Origin of the sequence: Spirillospora sp. NPDC049652, from assembly GCF_040675125.1 — a bacterium.
Classification (GTDB): Bacteria; Actinomycetota; Actinomycetes; order Streptosporangiales; family Streptosporangiaceae; genus Spirillospora.
The window spans coordinates 1-2125 of the sequence record NZ_JBFAOF010001113.1; the positions used below are offsets into that span (position 1 = coordinate 1).

2 protein-coding genes are annotated in these 2125 nt (G+C 76.0%); both read left to right on the forward strand.

Translation table 11 applies throughout. The annotated features are described in order from the left end of the window. Positions 1-1102 (forward strand): carboxymuconolactone decarboxylase family protein (locus AB0J52_RS37545; protein WP_500187722.1); only part of this gene is annotated, 1102 nt, incomplete at its 5' end. A 398-nt stretch (positions 1103-1500) separates the two neighbouring features. Further along, positions 1501-2125: ParB/RepB/Spo0J family partition protein (locus AB0J52_RS37550; protein ID WP_500187724.1), on the forward strand; the 625-nt coding region annotated here is incomplete at its 3' end.

The following is a 2125-nucleotide window of genomic DNA, read 5'->3' on the forward strand; positions in this document are numbered from 1 at the left end:
GCTGCACCGGACGCTGGACCGGGTCGCGCATGTCGACCCGGTCCGCCCGGCGGCGGCCGAGGGGCTGGTCGCGCGGGTCTACGAGCAGGTCGAACGCGACTTCGGGATGCTCGCGCCGCCGGTGGCGCTGCACTCGCCCGCACCGGAGGTCCTCGCCGCCGCCTGGGTCATGCTGCGGGAGACGCTCGTCGCCGGTCCGGCGGCGGGACGCCCGGACGCCGAGGCGGTCGCCGCGGCCGTGTCCCGCGCCAACGCCTGCCCGTACTGCGTGGCCGTCCACGAGGCCGCGCTGCACGACCTCGTCCCCGCCCAGGGGGCGAACGGCATGGGCCGGGACGGCGTGGGCTCGGACGGCGCGGGCTTGGACGGTGTGGGCGGAAACGGCGCGGGCCGGGACGCTGCGGGCCGGGACGGGCTCGCGGCGTGGGCCGCCGGGGCGGGACGGCCGGCGGCGGGCGCGCCGGCGCCCGTGCCGTTCGAGGCGGAGCGCGTTCCCCGCCTGCTCGGCGTCGCCGTTACATTTCACTACCTCAACCGGATGGTGAACATCTTCCTGGAGGACTCACCCGTCCCGTCCCGGGTGCCCGCCCGGGTGCGCGCGCCCATGATGCGCGTGCTCGGCCGGCTGCTGCGTCCGGCGGCGCGCCGGGGGGCCGAGCCGGGCCTCTCGCTGGCCCTGCTCCCCCCGGCTCCGCTCCCCGGCGACCTGTCGTGGGCCGCCGCCGACCCGGTCGTCGGGGACGCCTTCGCACGGGCGTCCGCCGCCGTCGAACGGGCTGGCCGAGCCGTCCCCGACCCGGCCCGCGCCCTGGTGGGCGACCATCTGGACGCCTGGGACGGCGCCCACCCGCCCGCAGGCCGCGACTGGCTGGAGGAGGCCGTCGCCACGGTGCCGGAGGCGGCGCGTCCGGCGGCGCGGCTGGCGCTGCTCACCGCGGTGGCGTCCTACCGGATCGGGCCGTCCGAGGTGGCCGCGTTCCGGCGGACCGACCCCCGCGACGCGGCGCTGCTCGGGCTCACCGCGTGGGCCTCCCTCACCGCCGCCCGGAAAATCGGCGCGAAGGCGGTTTATTCAAACGCTCCCACGGAAACGAAGGACTGAATCTCCCCCGCCGCGTTCCGCCGTCCCTCTCAAATTGCTCCACCCGTCCCCGGGGAACGGGGGCGGGGCGCGCCGGCATGCTCCAAATGCCGCGCCCCCGGGGCCTTTCGGGCGGCCGGTCACAATTCCACTACGCAGTGTCACGTCAACAGATCACTCCGCCACGAATCCGGTGCGGCCTGCCCGAATGCCGCCCGGATTCGGCCCCCGACCTGCGGCGGAGGGATTCCTGACCAGCGGGTCATAGGGTTGCACAGGGTTGCAACAAACCGACTAATCGGTTTGTAATGGGGGCACATGTCCCCCGGAACACAACGGGTCGGCTCCCGTGCCTTCCCGTGTGGTTCCGCGGGTCCGCATGGGTCTTTGTTCCGTTCCGTAAGGTGTGGAGGAAATCCATGGCACGCGGCGCCGCGCGTCGTCCCGGACCGGAAACGGCCGAAGGCCGCTCCCCCGGCACCGCACGCATCCCCGCCAGCTCCGCCGGCCCTGCCAACCCCGCCGTCTCCACCGGCCCCGCCGCCCCGACCGGTCCCGCCGCCTCGACCGGCCACGCCGCCCCGGCCGGCGGTGAGGGCCCCGACGTCCACCTGGTCGCGATCGGCTCGCTGCGGCCCGCGGACTCCCCCCGCCTGCGCGGGGAGGACCGCGAGCACGTGTTCCGCCTCGTCGGCGTGGAGACGCCGCTGCCCCCGATCCTGGTGCACCGCCCGACCATGCGGGTCATCGACGGCATGCACCGGCTCCGCGCGGCCATGCTGCGCGGCGACACCCACATCGAGGCCGTGTACTTCGACGGCACCGCCGCCGAGGCGTTCGCCCGCGCGGTGGAGCTGAACATCACGCACGGCCTCCCGCTGACGATCGCCGACCGGCGCGCCGCCGCCGCGCGCATCCTCGCCGCCGAACCGGAGTCGTCGGACCGCGCCGTCGCCGCGCGGACCGGCCTGTCCGCCCGGACGGTCGCGGCCGTGCGGCGTTCGACCGCGCAACTCCCGCACTCGAACGCGCGCGTCGGCGCCG